The sequence below is a fragment of the Christiangramia sp. OXR-203 genome (genome assembly GCF_034372165.1).
Taxonomy (GTDB): Bacteria; Bacteroidota; Bacteroidia; order Flavobacteriales; family Flavobacteriaceae; genus Christiangramia.
Window position 1 is genome coordinate 828,538 of record NZ_CP139698.1, and the last position, 16,649, is coordinate 845,186.

General features: G+C 39.1%; 13 protein-coding genes. 7 read left to right on the top strand and 6 right to left on the bottom strand.

What is annotated here, in order from left to right; all coding sequences use genetic code 11:
* From T8I65_RS03815 to T8I65_RS03830, 4 genes are all read right to left on the bottom strand, one after another.
* Complete coding sequence (locus tag T8I65_RS03815) at positions 1 to 1,791, bottom strand: TrkH family potassium uptake protein (RefSeq protein WP_322302112.1); 1,791 nt, start codon at positions 1,789 to 1,791, stop codon at positions 1 to 3.
* Positions 1,792 to 1,935: 144 nt separating this feature from the next.
* Entirely contained in the window at positions 1,936 to 4,449 is a 2,514-nt protein-coding gene (locus T8I65_RS03820; RefSeq protein ID WP_322302113.1) for a M14 family metallopeptidase, read from the bottom strand.
* A 78-nt stretch (positions 4,450 to 4,527) separates the two neighbouring features.
* Positions 4,528 to 4,908, bottom strand: coding sequence for a PUR family DNA/RNA-binding protein (locus T8I65_RS03825; RefSeq protein WP_141877035.1), 381 nt, complete (start codon positions 4,906 to 4,908; stop codon positions 4,528 to 4,530).
* A 73-nt stretch (positions 4,909 to 4,981) separates the two neighbouring features.
* Entirely contained in the window at positions 4,982 to 6,739 is a 1,758-nt protein-coding gene (locus T8I65_RS03830; RefSeq protein WP_322302114.1) for an ABC transporter ATP-binding protein, read from the bottom strand.
* A 133-nt stretch (positions 6,740 to 6,872) separates the two neighbouring features.
* Here T8I65_RS03830 and T8I65_RS03835 point away from each other — a divergent pair, with 133 nt between their 5' ends.
* The 4 genes from T8I65_RS03835 (at position 6,873) to yajC (ending at position 9,825) form a co-directional block, all read left to right on the top strand.
* A complete protein-coding gene (locus tag T8I65_RS03835; RefSeq protein ID WP_322302115.1) occupies positions 6,873 to 7,976 on the top strand; it encodes a Glu/Leu/Phe/Val dehydrogenase in 1,104 nt (367 codons plus the stop codon).
* 84 nt (positions 7,977 to 8,060) lie between these two features.
* Positions 8,061 to 9,005, top strand: coding sequence for a transcription antitermination factor NusB (gene nusB, locus T8I65_RS03840; RefSeq protein WP_322302116.1), 945 nt, complete (start codon positions 8,061 to 8,063; stop codon positions 9,003 to 9,005).
* A 53-nt stretch (positions 9,006 to 9,058) separates the two neighbouring features.
* On the top strand, positions 9,059 to 9,523 hold the full coding sequence (locus T8I65_RS03845; protein ID WP_322302117.1) for a DUF1573 domain-containing protein: 465 nt from the start codon (positions 9,059 to 9,061) through the stop codon (positions 9,521 to 9,523).
* An 8-nt stretch (positions 9,524 to 9,531) separates the two neighbouring features.
* Complete coding sequence (yajC, locus tag T8I65_RS03850; protein WP_295179343.1) at positions 9,532 to 9,825, top strand: preprotein translocase subunit YajC; 294 nt, start codon at positions 9,532 to 9,534, stop codon at positions 9,823 to 9,825.
* Positions 9,826 to 9,872: 47 nt separating this feature from the next.
* Here the strand turns inward: yajC and T8I65_RS03855 are convergent, their stop codons facing one another.
* Positions 9,873 to 10,463 carry a YdeI/OmpD-associated family protein gene (locus tag T8I65_RS03855; protein ID WP_322302118.1) on the bottom strand — a complete coding sequence of 197 codons (591 nt, stop codon included), beginning with the start codon at positions 10,461 to 10,463 and terminating at the stop codon, positions 9,873 to 9,875.
* A 5-nt stretch (positions 10,464 to 10,468) separates the two neighbouring features.
* Positions 10,469 to 11,710, bottom strand: a complete 1,242-nt coding sequence (gene pepT, locus T8I65_RS03860) for a peptidase T (protein WP_322302119.1) — start codon at positions 11,708 to 11,710, stop codon at positions 10,469 to 10,471.
* A 230-nt stretch (positions 11,711 to 11,940) separates the two neighbouring features.
* Between pepT and T8I65_RS03865 the strand changes: the two genes are divergently transcribed.
* The 3 genes from T8I65_RS03865 to T8I65_RS03875 all read left to right on the top strand — a co-directional run bounded on the left by T8I65_RS03865 (position 11,941) and on the right by T8I65_RS03875 (position 16,582).
* Positions 11,941 to 14,814 (top strand): TonB-dependent receptor, encoded by a 2,874-nt coding sequence (locus tag T8I65_RS03865; RefSeq protein WP_322302120.1) that lies wholly within the window; start codon positions 11,941 to 11,943, stop codon positions 14,812 to 14,814.
* Positions 14,815 to 14,939: 125 nt separating this feature from the next.
* Entirely contained in the window at positions 14,940 to 15,962 is a 1,023-nt protein-coding gene (locus tag T8I65_RS03870) for a quinone-dependent dihydroorotate dehydrogenase (protein WP_322302121.1), read from the top strand.
* A 5-nt stretch (positions 15,963 to 15,967) separates the two neighbouring features.
* Positions 15,968 to 16,582, top strand: a complete 615-nt coding sequence (locus T8I65_RS03875) for a LysE family translocator (RefSeq protein WP_322302122.1) — start codon at positions 15,968 to 15,970, stop codon at positions 16,580 to 16,582.
* Positions 16,583 to 16,649: the final 67 nt, after the last annotated feature.

Below are 16,649 nucleotides of genomic sequence, written 5' to 3' on the forward strand. Positions count from 1 at the left end.
TTAGTTTATTAAAATTTCATCTGTAGGGACTCTGTAATTAAGATGTTTAGCCTTCCGAAGCATAGCAATTAAAAGGGTGAGCATGCTAACTCTTCCAATAAACATCGTAAAGATAAGGATGATTTTAGACGAGGATGAAAGGCTGGAAGTAATTCCTGTGGAAAGTCCCACGGTACTATAAGCCGAAAATGCTTCAAAAGCAATATCTATGATCGCGATATCTTTTTCGAAGATCGTCATCAGGAATATAGCGATGCTAATCACCATCAGGGAGAGCGATATAATGGCAAATGCCCGGCGAATGGAATTACTTGATACTTCTCTTTTATATACCTCGATACGATCCTTGCCTTTTCCAAGACTTACAAAATTTAATGCGGCAATGGCAATGGTACTCGTCTTAATCCCACCACCAGTAGATGCAGGAGAGGCTCCAATCCACATGAGCATAAAAATAAGCATAAGCGTACTTACATTTAATGCCTGCATGTCTACGGTATTAAAACCGGCTGTACGCGGCGTAGCAGCTCCAAAGAATGCAGTGACGATCTTTCCAAACCAGTTATGCTCTGCCAAAGTGTTGTTGTATTCCAGAATATAGAAACCTAAAGTTCCTAGACTTAAGAGAATTATTGTGGTTACAATGACGATTCGTGTATTGAGATTGATCACCCATGGTGAGTAAGGTAAAGGCCTTTTATTATTGAGCTTGAGCAGTAGATTTGAAAAAGTATATTTCAGATATTTATAAATATTCAGAACAATAGGAAAACCGATACCTCCAAGAATGAATAATACTGCAATTACCAGATGTAGCGGATAATTAAATCTGAAAATTGGTTCATAAAGACTGCTTTCAAGGGTAGAGAATCCTGCATTGCAAAAGCCGCTTATCGCATGAAATACTGAGAAGAATATACGATCACTAATATGGCTCAATTCATTTTCGCTTAAACTGAAATATATAAATATCGCTCCCAGCAGTTCAGTAACAAAAGTGATGGAAAGAATTTTTTTAAGTACGCCGAAAACTTCACCAATACGTTCTGAATTGGTAGCATCTTTAAGTAAAAGCTGATTCTCGAAACTGGTCTGTCCCCGAAAAAAATAGCTAAAATAACTGGCAAAGGTCATGATCCCGAGTCCGCCCAACTGCATTAAAAGTAGAAGGATGGACTGCCCGAAAGTGGTGAAATAAGAACCGGTATCTACAACGATAAGACCGGTTACGCAAACTGCGCTGGTAGAAGTGAAAAGTGCATCCAGAAGTCCGATTCCCTCATGTGTGGCTTTAGGTAGCATCAGTAAACCAGTGCCGACTAATATAATTCCCAGGAAACTGCTTATAAATAGCTGAGCTGGATTTAAGTATGCTTTATTAAACCTGAAATTGATGGTGGCAAGCTCGCGTATAAAGTAAACGAGCGATGCGAAATACATGTAAGCCATCTTATTGAGGAATTGCAAACCAGGAAAATTCTCCATAAGAACATCAGTCTTCACGATACTTAACAGGAGAATAAGAGTCCCAAGGATGGCATCGAGGATCCGTATTTTTGCAGGAACCTTGACCTTGAGAACAAAATACCGACACAGGATCGCAGCGATCCCTATCAATAAGACTACATAATAAAAACTGTTTAACTGGGCTTCCTGGGAATCTTCCTGTTTGAATCCCAGATCGTAAAGAGCTACGAGCAATGCGATGCAACTGGCAAAAAAGGAGAGCCGGTTGAGGTAACTTAAAAACCTCTCGTTCCTTAACCATGATTTAAATCCGGAGAATTTCAATAATTGGAATTTAGAAGCATGAATACTGGATTAAAATAATAGGTCCGGTAAGTTTGAAACTACCGGACCTATTTTCCTTAACAAACCGGTACAAAGTTATGTAACCGACTATATAAGATTGCTAAAATTTACCCAAACTATCGGTTACATTTCTGTTCCGAAGAAGATAGCGTTCATCAGTAATTTATTAGTACCGTACCAGAATGCTCTAAAGTTTGTGTTGTCTGTAAATAGCATTACTTCCCCGCGGCCCAGTCTGTCATGTTTAAACGGAACTGTTCCGGCAAGAGAATCCAGGTTTGGTTTGCTTATATATCCACTCAGTAAAGGTTTTTCAGTATAGCGAATAGGATTTTTGTAGCTCTGCTTATCTGCTTCCATAAAAATAGTCGTGTTTCTGAAAATCGCGATTTTATCTCTATTGTATCCAAAAGCGATTGGATGAGTTCTGTCCAGATCTGCTTCAAAAATCGCTCCTCCAATTACCTGTGCACCACGAAAGTCACCACGTTCTCCAAAACTGACGTCCTTTGCGGTATTTTCGGTTTTTTTAGTCTCAAAGTCTATAAAATCATTACTTTTTAGCCAGTTTACTGCACTTCTAAACCCTATGATGGTTCCTCCGTTTTTAGTCCAATCCTTCAGCTGAGTCGCAATTCCATCGTTCAATCCACCGCCCCAGGTACTTGGTACGATGATATCGGTATATCTGCTCAAGTCACTTCCGGAGAGGTCCTTGAGATCAAGTTTGGTAATTTTCATGTCGTAACGTTGGTCGAATAAATGCCAGATCTCCCCGGCATCATAGGAAGATATGGATCCACCCACCAGAATAGCAACCTTTTGAGGTTCGATTGCTCGAAACTGGTTGCTTCCAAGATTAATTCCACCAGTCATTCCAGTTGGAATTCCTTTAATGGCAATATGACTTGTTTCAGAAACTTCACTAATAAAATTAAATAGCTCATCCTGTTCTAGTTTTTGATTCTGAACTGGGATCATGATCGTTCCGGCAGCAAACTCATCTCCTTCGAAGGTAAATGCTTCCATGGAAACTTTTGCTCGAAGCCCTTTCTCCAGGATCATATTCAGAGCTTTTGGAGCCAGGTAATTGTGCCAGTCCAGTAAATAGGCATAAGAACTTTTCTCAGGTTGCTCTGGTGCAGGTATTTCCAGTTCCTGGATCTTCTCTCCGGCATTTTTCATCGCAATATCTTCAGAAAAATCAAGATTGAACGCTAAAGGGAATGTCCATGCAGATATATCGTAAAACAGGCTATCCTGAAACTCAGTTCTACGTTCGAACATGGCTTTTAATAGTCGGTGTTGCCTTTGATTCTTAGGTACTACATAAGAATTACCTTTTTTGAATGTCAGGCCCGCTTCCGTAAAATCTTCATCCACTTTGTGAACTTCGATCTGGTGGCGTTTCAATATTTTTGCAAGTTCATAAGCCTTAATTGGATCATGTTCGCTACCAAAAGCATAGGCACCGTTAGAGGCACTATTTCGAGACTCTTTGAAGAAATCACGTTGATAGTTTAGCAATCTTTCACGCATGTTTTCAGCAGCTTTTAAGGTTGAAAGTGCCGCTGTGAATTGATTGCGGATCGTAAATGGAAATGTAAGAATGCCATTATCAGTTTCCTGCGCGTGGCCCCGAGAACTTCCCTGTTCGAAAAGAATTCCTATACTTCCATTAATATCTGGGAAGGTAGAGCCTTTTCCGTAGTAGAAATCGTCGTAATTTTCTTCGGTATAATACAGAGATCCAATTTCATCGAATGCCTGAGCATGATAAGTTCCAATTTCTTTAGTCAGATCCTGGTTTAGCTGCGGAGTAAGTGGGTGTGTACGTGAAGGAATTCCAGGCTGAAAGAAGAAGGATGAATTTGATCCCATCTCATGATGATCTGTTAGAACATTAGGATACCAGTCATGAAATGTTTTGATTCTTGCCTGGGACTCCGGTAATTGCACAGGTAGCCAGTCACGATTCATATCGAACCAGTAATGATTGGTTCTGCCGCCCGGCCAGATCTCGCTGTATTCCCTGTCCTGTGGATCTGGATTGATGTTTTTGCTCTTATTCGTATTTGCCCAGTAAGCAAATCGTTGAAGCCCATCTGGGTTGAAGGCGGGATCCAACAGAATTACTGTGTTCTTTAATGTTTCTTCAATTCCGGGACCTTCAGCTGCGGCAAGATAATAAGCGTAAAGGAGGGCAGCATTGGATCCACTGGCTTCATTCCCATGGATGGAGAATCCCTGGTTGATCACAACGGGCATGTTCGACAGGTCTTCCGAAGAATTTTCAGAGACTAAACCAATATGTTTTTTTCTGATTTCTTCAAGATTAGCAATATTTTCTTCTGATGAAACAGTAAGCAGTATCAAAGGCCTACCTTCATAAGTAGTTCCACGGTTTTCAATTTTCATTCGGGGAGAGGCCGCTGCCAGGGTATGCATATATGAAACCAGGCGGTCGTGGCTTACATGCCATTCGCCGGGAATAAAACCGATATTCTCCTCAGGCGTAGGAATAGATTGGTTATATGAAATATCAGCAGGTAAATAGTAGCTCATAGACAGATCATCCTCCTGAGCGAGGCTTATCTGGAATACTAGAAAAAGAGAAAAAAGTAATAGTTTGCGCATTGGTTTATTTTTGAAAAGCCCTAATATAAAAAAAACCGTCCTGATAGGGACGGTTTGTATAGTGTATAGACGTTTTATCTAGATATCATCAAAACTTACATCTGTAAATTTCTCTGCTGCCGGAGATGCTGTTTGCTCAACTGGCTGCTCATCATATTCCTTTTTGAAATCTTTCTGGTGACGTTCGCTGATCACTTCCTCACCTTTTTCATTAACGATAAAGTTCGTCATTTCCTCAAGGATCTCTCTAAATCCATCAAAATCTTCTTTGTATAGGTAGATCTTGTGTTTTTTGTAGTAGAAAGAACCATCGTCGTTCGTGAACTTCTTACTCTCTGTAATCGTAAGATAATAATCATCTGCACGGGTACTTCTTACATCGAAAAAATAAGTTCTTCTACCTGCTCTTAAAACTTTAGAGAATATTTCCTCTTTCTCCATCATTCCCTTGTCGCTCATAAAATAGATTCTTTAATGGTTGTTATTAACGAGCTCAAAAATCTAAAAATTTTTAACATCTAGCAAAAAATTTTCACATTTCTTTTTCATTTAGTTGTTTAGCGTAGAGTTCTTTGTAGTATCCTTCAGTAGTAATCAGTTGCTCATGACTGCCTTCCTGTACTACCAGTCCGTCTTCAAGGATAATGATCCTGTCAGCATTTTTAGCTGAAGAAATTCTATGACTCACGATGATCGTAGTTTTCTCCTTCGTTATTTCGAAGAGATTATTCAGAATTTCTTCTTCGGTTTCAGTATCAACTGCAGATAAACAATCATCAAATAAGAGAATTTCGGGATCATGTATAATTGCCCTCGCAATAGACACCCGTTGCTTTTGTCCGCCAGAAAGGGTAATTCCTCGTTCACCTAGAACAGTGTCGTAACCTTTGCTGAAAGCCTGAATATTTTTATGTACTGATGCATTTTTTGCCGCTGTAATAATTTCTTCCTCGGAAGCGTCTGTTTTTCCGAATTTGATATTATTTCTAATACTGTCACTAAATAGGAAAGCATCCTGTGGGACGTAACCAATATTTTCCCGAAGACTTTCCAGGTTCACAGTATCTATTTTGCGACCATCAACTAACAACTCACCCTGATCAATATCGTAAAGACGACCAATCAATTCCAGAATGGTCGATTTACCAGAACCAGTCTTTCCAATCACTGCCAGTGTTTCCCCTTTTTCAACTTTAAAACTTACATTCTTAAGAGCAGTAATATTAGTATCATCGTAAGTAAAGCTCACATTCTTAAATTCAATACTACCATTGATCGTATCCTGTTCGGCCTTGGGATTGGTAATTTCAGGTTTCTCACTAAGAAATTCATTGATCCGTTCCTGGGATGCTTCCGCCTGCTGAACCAGGGAGGTTACCCATCCAATAGCTGCAACCGGCCAGGTTAGCATATTTACATAAAGTATGAATTCTACGAGCACGTCGATATTCTCGATCTCTCCGGAAATGATCTGCCTACCTCCAATATAGATCACGATAATATTACTAATCCCGATTAAAAGGATCATAAGCGGGAAGAAAAATGCCTGTACCTTTACCAGGTCAATATTCTTATCTCTGCTACCGTTAGAGAGCTCTGTAAAGTTGTTGTTGGTTTGAGGTTCCAGCCCATAAGATTTAATAACAGCGATCCCGCTAAAACTTTCCTGGGTGAACGTATTAAGTTTTGAAAGATATTGCTGTACAACCGTACTTCTTTTATGGATCGCGACGCTTAACTTATAAATAGAGAAGGCCAGGACCGGTAGTGGGATTACCGTGTATAAAGTAAGTAAAGGAGCGGCCTGGATCATAAAGATCAAAACCACGACCGTAGAGGTGAATGTCGTTACACTATACATGATAGCCGGACCTAAATATAGCCTCACTTTAGAGACATCTTCGCTAATCCTGTTCATAAGATCTCCGGTTCTGTTCTTCTTGTAGAAGTTTAAAGAGAGATCCTGGTAATGACGATAAACTTCGTTCTTAAGATCATATTCCATATGCCTCGAAACCACGATAAAAGTTTGCCTCATCAGGAAAGTAAGGAAGGCAGATATAAGTGTAGTTCCTATTATAAGCAGGATATTGTAAAGAAGTTCATCTTTGAGCACAGAGACATCGGTCACTTCGCCATTGATATATTCTTCAATAATAACCGTACTTTCACCAATTAAAGGAATATAGTAGATCCCAAAAATTCTGGCGGCAATCGTAATAACCAATCCAATAAGTAGTTTCCATTTGTATTTGTAGAAATATTTATTGAGATGCTGAAGGTTCTTCATTCAGTGAAATTCTATAAAGTTGAGGATTCTGTAATTTAACACGTTTAGAATCCGTGCTTTTTAAATAATTATTATTTTTGCGGCGGATTTTTGACCAAATTCAAAATCTGAATAATTTAAAAATCAACAAATTATGCAAGTTGACGTTCTAAATGCAAATGAACTAAAAAAAGCTGCTCCGGTTTTTGGACAGGTGTCTTTTGACGAACACGAACAAATCGTTTTTTGCAACGACAAAGATACAGGTTTAAAGGCAATAATTGGTATCCATAATACGGTTTTAGGACCAGCTCTGGGAGGAACCAGAATGTGGAATTACACCAGTGAATGGGAGGCTGTAAACGATGTATTGCGTCTTTCTCGTGGTATGACCTTTAAGAGTGCGATCACCGGTCTAAATCTTGGTGGTGGGAAAGCTGTTATCATAGGTGATGCTAAAACAGATAAAACTCCTGCGCTCATGAAGCGTTTTGGAGAATTTGTACATTCTTTGGGTGGTAAGTATATCACTGCAGAAGATGTAGGTATGGAAACTTCAGATATGGATACTGTACGTGAAGTGACCCCTTATGTGACAGGTATCTCAGAATCTCAGGGTGGAGCAGGGAATCCTTCTCCAATTACTGCCTATGGTGTATTCATGGGGATCAAAGCTTCAGCTAAGTTCAAGTATGGAACAGATGATCTTGAAGGTAAAAAAGTACTGGTTCAGGGAATTGGTCATGTTGGAGAAACTCTGGTAGAATATCTAACCGGTGATGGGGCTGAAGTTTATATCACAGATATCAACGAGGACAGGCTTGCAGAAGTAAGTAAGAAATACGGAGCACATGTATTTACAGATAGAGATATTTATGCTGCTGATGTAGATATCTATGCACCTTGTGCACTTGGAGCGACGATTAATGATGATACCATAGACAGACTGAAAGTTGATATAATTGCAGGGGCTGCGAACAATCAACTTGCAGATGAGGTAGCTCACGGGCAGATCCTACAAAACAGAGGTATTGTTTACGCACCAGATTTCCTTATCAACGCAGGTGGAATTATTAATGTGTATGCTGAATTGGAGAATTATGACAAGCAGGAGATCATGCGCAAGACGGAGAATATCTATAATACAACTTTGAGAATTCTTGAAAAAGCTTCTAAAGACGATATTACTACGCACTTCGCAGCTTTACAAATAGCGAAGCAACGTATTGCCGACAGAAAAAAACAGAATTTAAATTAGTCAGTTCTAATTTATTAATATTTTTGCAGGGCGAAAGCGAAAAGCTTTCGCCCTTTCTAATTCCTAAAAAGTTCTTTTACAATTATGTTGACAAGAAGACATATCAGGGTTAAAGTAATGCAGTCACTGTATGCATTTAACCAAAGCCAGAATGACAACCTTGCCACTGAAGAGAAATTCCTGCTGAAGAGTATGCAGGAAATGTATGACCTTTTTCTGCTTCAGTTGAGTTTGATCACCGAGATAAGAGAACATGCTGAAGTGTACCTGGAGAAATCTCAGCAAAAACACCTTGCTACAAACGAGGAAAAAGATCCCAATAGAAAATTTATCGATAACCAGATCTTCCAGATCCTGAATGAAAACGAAAGTATTCAGAAGGCATTAGAAGACCACAAAATTAATCACTGGAAACAGGATGATGAATATGTGGCGATCATCTGGAATGAGATTAGAAACAGCGAGCTTTATTCAGAATATATGAATACTCGTGAAGGTAGTTTTAAAGATGATAAAGAGCTTATTATCCAGATCTTCAAGGAGATTATAGCTCCTAACGAGAAATTATACGATTATCTTGAGGATAAAAAGTTAACCTGGGTAGATGATCTTCCGTTGGTAAATACCGCCGCTCTTAAATTTCTTCAGAAGTTAAAAGAATCTACCGGTAGAGAAAAGCAGATCGCTCGTTTGTTCAAAAACGATGAGGATAGAGAATTCGCCTTAAAATTATTTCAGAAGACCTATCTTAATGATGAGGATCTTTCCGAAGAGATGCTGGGGAAAACTCCGAACTGGGATAAAGACAGGATTGCCGAAGTAGATATGGTTCTTATAAAGATGGCGATCTGTGAGTTTTTAAAATTTAGTAGTATCCCTGTAAAGGTTACTATCAATGAATACCTGGAGATCGCAAAGGAATATAGTACTCCAAAAAGTAGCATTTTTATTAATGGTGTGCTGGATAAACTTTCTAAGGAATACCAGGCAGAAGGCAAGCTAAATAAAATGGGCAGGGGCCTGATGTAGTAAAGATTTTTTAGTATTTTTACCTATTAGAAATTAAACAAAATAACTTCGTCATGAAAAGAACAATTTTGATGTTTGCAGCTGCAGGGGCTATGCTGTTAACCGGATGTCAAGACAACGCCTCAGATAAAGTAAAAGCAGAGAACGTAGAAGCTTCAGCTGAACGTGATGCGCAGGCGACTGTTTATCCTGAAATCTCTTTCGAAGAAACTGAATTTGATTTCGGAAATATTGCTAAGGGAACAAACGTTGAGCACGTATTTAAATTCACGAACACAGGAAAAGCTCCTTTAGTGATCACCAATGCTTCAAGTTCTTGTGGATGTACGGTACCAACCTATCCTAAGAATGAAACTATCCAACCGGGCGAATCTGGAGAGATGCTTGTAAAGTTCAACGGTTCTGGTAATGGACAGGTAACTAAGACTGTAACAGTATCTGCAAATACTGAAGCTGGAAAAGAACAATTAAAAATCAAAGCTTTTGTAGAAGCTGCGGAAACAGAAACAGCTAGCTAAAAGCATATATGGATCAATTAACCCAGTTTGCACCGATTATATTGATGTTTGTGGTTGTGTATTTTTTTATGATACGACCACAAATGAAAAAAGCGAAACAGGAAAAAACATTTGCCGCTGAACTTAAAAAAGGAGATCGCATCATTACCAAAAGTGGAATGCACGGTAAGATTATTGATTTCAGCGAAAAGAATAATTCGGTAATTATTGAAACAGGCGCCGGTAAGATCACTTTTGATCGTTCATCCATTTCTATGGAAATGAGTCAGAAACTGAATGCTCCGGTTGTAGAGAAGAAATAATTTTCGAAGACATATCAAACGAAAAAGCAGCTCATTGAGCTGCTTTTTTATTTTCTATAGCGATCATTAAGTCCTTTTCCCTGTAAAATTAGAGGTTCGATCTTTTTAATTCTATTTGTTCGAGTTGCTTGTTTTTTAGCCTCAGCAATATATTGAGCGTACTCTTTCTGTTTCCCAGGGCTTAGATCATAAAATGCTGTTTTTAGCAACTTATTGCCATTTAATATAGCTGCAAGTTCTTCAGGAATTTCAAGCGACTTTAATTTCGCTTTTAATTCCAAACCCGCTTTTTGGTTAGCTATCGCTTCTTCTATATAAGGAATAATCGCATCATTGTTTATACTATCATTTTGCCCAAACTTGATCTGCCTGAGGGCTTTTGTCTTGCCTTCCTGAGCATTGACCAGCAGCGCTTTGTTCTTCTTGAGAAATATGCCCTGAAAAAACCAGATGGCAATATGGTTTTTAAAAGCTCCAAGACCAATGACATTTTTGCCATCCAGGCTATATACCGGTGCTCCCCATTTGATGGAAGCTGTTAAACCAGTTTGTTCCATTACGCCTATAAGTTGCCTGAGTTGTGCATCCCATTCGGCGTGCAGTAGTACATATTCTTTAATGGAACTTATCTTACTCAATTCTTCTATTCGTATTTCTTAGCGGTAAGTTCCGCAAGTTTTACGATCACTTCTGCGGCTTTCTGCATACTCTCTACCGGTACATATTCATATTTTCCGTGGAAATTGTGACCACCTGCAAAGATGTTAGGGCAGGGAAGTCCCATAAAGCTCAGTTGAGCGCCATCGGTCCCGCCACGAATTGGTTTGATAATAGGTTCGATATCCACTGCTTCCATCGCATCACGAGCGAGGTCTACGATATGCATTACCGGTTCTACTTTTTCACGCATGTTCCGGTACTGGTCAGTAATTTCAATAGTAATAAGATCCCGGTCGTATTGTGAACAGATCTCACTGGCCAGATCCTGCATCATTTCCTTACGCGCCTGGAAGTGCCCGAGGTCATGATCTCTTATAATATATTCCAGAACAGTTTCTTCCACATCTCCCTTAATGCTACTCAAATGGAAAAAACCCTGCCTGTCTTCAGTATGCTCCGGGGTTTCCATTCTTGGTAAGGAATTGATGAAATCCTGAGCGATATACATACTATTCACCATTTTATCTTTGGCATAACCAGGATGTACGCTTTTCCCTTCAACTTTTACAACTGCGCGAGCGGCATTGAAATTCTCGTATTCGAGTTCTCCAATCTGGCTACCATCCATGGTGTATGCCCATTCTGCTCCAAACTTTTCTACATCAAATTTATGTGCTCCACGACCAATTTCTTCATCTGGTGTAAAACAGACTCTTATTTTTCCATGCGGAATTTCAGGATTATTAACAAGGTATTCCATAGCTGTCATGATCTCTGTGATCCCTGCTTTATCATCTGCGCCCAGTAGGGTTGTACCATCTGTAGTGATAATCGTCTTGCCTTTATATTGTAATAAGTCGTCAAAGTATTCCGGAGAAAGAATAATGTTTTTCTCTTTATTAAGAACAATGTCCTTACCATCATAATTTTCGATGATCTGCGGATTCACATTTGTACCGGAGAAATCTGGAGTTGTATCAAAGTGTGAGACAAAACCGATCACAGGAACTTCATGTGGAACATTTGCAGGCAGACTTGCCATAACATAAGCATGCTCATCTATGGTTACATCCTGCATCCCAATAGCTTTCAATTCATCTACAAGCTTATTCGCCAGGTCCCATTGTTTCATGGTACTGGGTGTCGAAGTACTTTCAGGATCACTTTGTGTGTCTATCCTTACGTAGCTTAAAAATCTGTCTATGATATGTTGTTTGTTGGTCATCTTAACTTAATGATTAGGTAAATCTATAATTTGTAGAATGTTGCAAATATAATTTTCGAATATCTCTTTTTTCTTAATCTTTTTAAAATAATATGGAAAATCCTGCTGGTTCGTCTTCAGTTTAATTGTAGCCTTTGTATAGTTTAATTTTAAAATTCAGGCTATATGTCTTGAGCTTAAAATGCTAATTATAAATGAGTTATATTTAATGAAACCAAAAAACCATTATTATGAAGAACTATTACTTTTTAATTTTATCGTTTTTTATATGTTCGGTCTTGCAGGCACAGGAGCGGACTATTGAAGGATTAGTAATGGACGAAAATTCCCAGCCGCTCGGCGGAGTTTCTGTTGCTATTAAGGATACCAACAAGGGGACTATTACAGATTTTGATGGAAAATTCATGTTGGAGGCTGAATTTGGTCAAACCTTAGTTTTCACCTTCGTAGGGTATGATGCTCGCGAAGTATTAATTGATCAGGAGCAAATTAATGTCACCATGGTGTCCGGTATGGCGCTAGGAGAGGTAGTTCTTGTAGGTTCGAGAAACCGAAGCCGTACTGTTGTTGAAAGTACAGTTCCTATAGATGTACTCGATGTAAAAGAGATGGCTACCGCAGGACCACAGGTTAATCTTAATCAAATGCTTAATTACGTAGCGCCATCCTTTACTTCTAATACTCAAACTATTTCTGATGGAACAGACCATATAGATCCGGCTTCTCTTCGAGGTCTTGGTCCAGATCAGGTGCTTGTATTAATTAATGGAAAGCGTAGACATAACTCTTCCCTGGTAAACGTAAATGGTACTTTTGGTAGAGGTAGTGTGGGAACCGATCTTAATGCGATTCCGGCTTCAGCCATCAAAAGAATTGAAGTTCTACGGGACGGGGCAGCAGCTCAGTATGGGTCTGATGCCATTGCAGGGGTGATTAATATAGTTCTTGAAAATCAAACAGATCAACTAAATTTGAACCTTACCACCGGTGCCAATTTTTCTAAGAATGCCAATGAGCAAACTGGTGGGGTAGATGGTGAGACCGTAAACGTAGCAGCAAGTTATGGAATAGGTTTAGGAGATAAAGGTGGTTATCTCACATTCTCTGGTGATTTCGATTACCGGGAAGATTATAACCGGATGAAAGAATGGGAAGGGTCTATTTTTAATGCATATAATGCAATTGAAAACCGTGCCGCTAACTCAGGAGCCAACATTGCCAATCTTTCTGATGATCAAATAAAGGATTTTGCTCAGCAGGTTTCTTACTTTACCAACGATTTTCAGGATGATATTAGTAATGCTCCAGATAGAGCTACACTACAGTCACTTCTTAGCCTTGATGTCACAGAAAATGAACTGGATGCACGTGGTTTGGAGAGAACAGACTTTAATATGAGAGTTGGTCAATCTGGTCTAAGAGGAGGTAGATTTTTCGCAAATATGTCTTTGCCACTAGATGAAGAGGGAACTGAACTATATTCGTTTGCAGGTATAAGTTCCCGTAGAGGAAATTCTGCTGGTTTCTATAGGCTGCCAAACCAGAGTCGTACATACACTCCAATATATATCAATGGTTTCCTTCCCGAAATCAATTCCAAGATCAAGGATCAGTCTTTTGCAGTAGGAGTTAAAGGAGAAATTAGTGATTGGGGAGTTGACTTTAGTAATACCTGGGGACAGAATGAATTCCAGTATTTTATTTCAAATACTGCCAACGCATCTTTACAGAGAGCAAGTCCAACAGCATTTGATGCCGGTGGATTCTCCTTTATGCAAAACACTACTAATTTAGATGTAAGCAGATTATTTGAAGATGTTTTTATGGGAATGAACGTTGCATTTGGAGCAGAACATCGATTTGAAAATTATGAGATTATGGCAGGTGAAAAAGGGTCATATGAACAGTACACCGCTAATGGTGATGTAGTAGTGAGATCAGATCAGGAGCCGGCTACCGACTTTTTTGGAAGTGCAAGACCAGGTGGTTCGCAGGTGTTCCCTGGATTTAGTCCAAAGAATGAGCTTTCCAGAGAGCGAAGCAGTATCGCAGGATATTTCGATGTTGAAATAGATTTCAGTGAAAAAATGCTGGTTACCTTCGCATCGAGATTTGAGAATTACTCCGACTTTGGTTCTACTCTCAACTTTAAATTATCTTCCCGATATAAGCTCACCGATAATATCAATATTAGAGGTGCTGCGAATACAGGATTCAGAGCTCCATCTTTGCACCAGCTTTATTTTAATTCTACATCAACAATTTTTGATAATGCCGGGAATCCACAGGAAGTTGGTACTTTTTCAAACGATAGCCGTCCAGCACAATTACTGGGGATTCCTCAGCTAAATGAAGAAACTTCCAGAAGTATAAGTTTAGGTTTCACAGCTAAAATTCCTGATGCGAACCTTTCACTTACTTTAGATGGCTATTTGGTAGCGATAGACGATCGTATTGTTTATACCGGGCAATTTCAAGGCCCTGGAACAGGAACTGAACTTGACAACCTTCTGGCTCAGGCAAATGCTACTGCAGCTTCTTTCTTTGCAAATGCAATTGATACAGAATCTAAAGGTTTGGATATTGTATTAACGCACAGTGCGATCTTCAATGATGATGTAAGTCTTAAATCTGATCTTGCAGCAACTTTGTCCAAGACCAAACAAGTTGGAGATATAAATGCTTCTGATGTTCTAGAAAGAGCTGGTTTAGTAGATACTTATTTTCCGGAAGATAGCCGTGTGTATCTTGAAGAAGCAGTGCCAAGAACTAAAGTGAATCTAACTAACAGTTTGACAGCCGGGGACTTTAATGTATTTCTAAGAAACGTTTATTTTGGTGAAGTGACAGAAGCTTCAACAACATTGGCAAATCAGCAGGTTTTTAGTTCAAAAGTGGTGACAGACCTTTCTGTTGGATATAAGGTCACAGATGCTCTTACCTTTACAATTGGAGCAAACAACCTGTTCGATATTTATCCTGATAGAGCAGAAGAGGCATTCAACAACCGTAGTTCAGGAAGATTTGACTGGTCTCGTAGAGCTCAGCAATTTGGAATTGGAGGACGATTTATGTTTGCGAGAATGAGTATAACTCTTGATTAAATAATTCGATTTAAGGCGTAATAGGCAGCCAGATGGCTGCCTTTTTTATTTTCGATAGCATAGAAGTAACCCGATTGAGGTTTGCTTTTATAGAATTTCAATTACTTTTGCATAAACCTACCTAGATGTATAAGTCACTCATAAGACCAGCGCTTTTCAAGTACGATCCTGAGCAGATTCATTATTTCACTTTTAATTTTCTTCGGAAATTTTGCAGGATCCCTGGAGCATTATCCTTCCTAAGATCAAGATTTAATATTTCTGATAAACGTTTGGAACGGGAAGTCTTCGGACTGAAGTTTAAGAATCCTGTAGGTCTGGCCGCAGGTTTTGATAAAGATGCAAAACTTTACAAAGAACTTTCAGCTTTAGGTTTTGGTTTCGTGGAAGTAGGAACTGTAACACCAAAGCCTCAGCCAGGAAATGAGAAAACCAGGTTATTCAGGTTGCCCGAAGATTCAGCCATTATAAACCGTATGGGTTTCAATAATGAAGGGGTGGAGCAGATGGTCGCCAGATTAAAGGAAAATACGAACGTTCTTATTGGTGGTAATATTGGAAAGAACAAGCTTACTCCAAATGATAAAGCGGTAGATGATTATGTTTATTCTTTTAATGCACTCTTTAATTATGTAGATTATTTTGTGGTGAATGTAAGCTCGCCAAATACTCCGAATCTAAGGGAACTTCAGGATAAAGAACCACTAAAATTACTGCTGAACACTCTTCAGAAGAAAAATGAACTTAAAGATACTTCGAAGCCTATCTTATTGAAAATCGCACCGGATCTTACAGACGAGCAACTTTTGGATATTATTGAGATCGTTCAGGAAACCGGAATCGCCGGGGTGATTGCTACTAATACCACAATTTCACGTGAAGGACTGCAGTCTGAGAACAAAAGCGAAATGGGCGGACTTAGTGGAAAACCTCTCACTAAAAGGGCTACAGAAGTGATACGTTTTCTTTCTGAAAAAAGCGGTCGTTCCTTTCCTATTATTGGTGTTGGAGGAATACATTCTGCAGAAGATGCTCTGGAAAAACTCGAAGCCGGAGCAAGCCTGGTTCAGCTATACACAGGTTTTATTTATGAAGGTCCTCAGCTAATAAAAGATATTAATAAGAAGATTCTGGAGAAAGGATTATAGTTAAGATGCTCGAACAACTAATTCCATTTCTTACAGCTTCCATACTACTTACATTTTCACCGGGACCAGATATCATCTATGTGCTGGTAAGATCGATCGCATATGGAGCAAAACAGGGAATAGCTACGGCGTTCGGACTTGTTTCTGGAATAATTATTCATACCAGCCTCGTTGCTTTTGGAGTTTCAGCGATCATTCGGCAATCTAATACTACTTTCCTCATCATAAAAATACTCGGAGCTTTGTATTTGTTATACCTCGCTTACCAGGTATACAGATCTAATCCTGAAATTGCCTTTTCTTCGGAAGGAATTAAACATAAAAGTCTGTGGTCATTATTCCGACAGGGATTCATCATGAACGTCCTAAATCCAAAAGTTGGAATTTTTTTCCTCGCATTCTTTCCTGGATTTCTGTGGGAACCTGATGGCGATACCGTTTGGCAATTTTATGTTCTTGGTTTTGTTTTCATGTTACAGGCACTGGTCATTTTCTGTCTGGTGGCTTTTGCCGCAAACAGGATTTCCGGCTGGGTAAGATCTCATCCTTCTTCTGGTATATTTCTGAAATGGTTACAGGTGGTCATATTTATTCTTATAGCGATTCTAATTCTTATCTAATTGTAGAATCCTTAGCTATCCTGGGAATAATTGATTCTGAAATTTCAGATTATCAATGAAACTATAT

Bases quoted from the DNA above. Each gene is read 5' to 3' on its own strand.
- T8I65_RS03820 (WP_322302113.1), bottom strand. From the start codon at position 4,449: ATGCGCAAACTATTACTTTTTTCTCTTTTTCTAGTATTCCAGATAAGC.
- T8I65_RS03825 (WP_141877035.1), bottom strand. From the start codon at position 4,908: ATGAGCGACAAGGGAATGATGGAGAAAGAGGAAATATTCTCTAAAGTT.
- T8I65_RS03830 (WP_322302114.1), bottom strand. From the start codon at position 6,739: ATGAAGAACCTTCAGCATCTCAATAAATATTTCTACAAATACAAATGG.
- T8I65_RS03835 (WP_322302115.1), top strand. From the start codon at position 6,873: ATGCAAGTTGACGTTCTAAATGCAAATGAACTAAAAAAAGCTGCTCCG.
- nusB (WP_322302116.1), top strand. From the start codon at position 8,061: ATGTTGACAAGAAGACATATCAGGGTTAAAGTAATGCAGTCACTGTAT.
- T8I65_RS03845 (WP_322302117.1), top strand. From the start codon at position 9,059: ATGAAAAGAACAATTTTGATGTTTGCAGCTGCAGGGGCTATGCTGTTA.
- yajC (WP_295179343.1), top strand. From the start codon at position 9,532: ATGGATCAATTAACCCAGTTTGCACCGATTATATTGATGTTTGTGGTT.
- pepT (WP_322302119.1), bottom strand. From the start codon at position 11,710: ATGACCAACAAACAACATATCATAGACAGATTTTTAAGCTACGTAAGG.
- T8I65_RS03865 (WP_322302120.1), top strand. From the start codon at position 11,941: ATGAAGAACTATTACTTTTTAATTTTATCGTTTTTTATATGTTCGGTC.
- T8I65_RS03870 (WP_322302121.1), top strand. From the start codon at position 14,940: ATGTATAAGTCACTCATAAGACCAGCGCTTTTCAAGTACGATCCTGAG.
- T8I65_RS03875 (WP_322302122.1), top strand. From the start codon at position 15,968: ATGCTCGAACAACTAATTCCATTTCTTACAGCTTCCATACTACTTACA.